Origin of the sequence: Arenibacter lacus, assembly GCF_008711145.1 — a bacterium.
Lineage (GTDB): Bacteria > Bacteroidota > Bacteroidia > Flavobacteriales > Flavobacteriaceae > Arenibacter > Arenibacter amylolyticus.
In genome coordinates this window covers 1-327 of the sequence record NZ_VVIN01000285.1, presented here as the reverse complement: position 1 = coordinate 327, position 327 = coordinate 1, and the positions used below count along the sequence as shown (strand labels likewise).

Here is a 327-nt window from a genome sequence, read left to right as displayed (position 1 = left end):
TTCTCTGGATTAAAATGACCCTGACAGAAATTAGTCCGACCAAATTCGCCACCCCAAACTACCAGGGTATCCTCTAACATCCCCCGTTGTTTTAAGTCCATCACCAAGGCCGCCGAAGCCTGGTCCACATCCTTTGCCTGTCCAGCCATTTCATTAGGCAAGTTGCCATGCTGGTCCCAGCCCTGATGGTAGAGTTGTATAAATCGCACTCCATTCTCTGCCAATCTTCGCGCTTGCAAGGCATTGGCAGCGTAGGTACCAGGAACCTGACAATCTTCCCCGTACATTTTGATGATAGATTCCGGTTCTTTGGAAATATCCATCACA

General features: G+C 48.6%; 1 protein-coding gene. It reads right to left on the bottom strand.

Annotation, left to right across the window (positions count from 1 at the left end; genetic code table 11):
• On the bottom strand, positions 1 to 327 hold a 327-nt coding region (locus tag F1E73_RS17515), incomplete at both ends, for a DUF1501 domain-containing protein (RefSeq protein WP_150452718.1).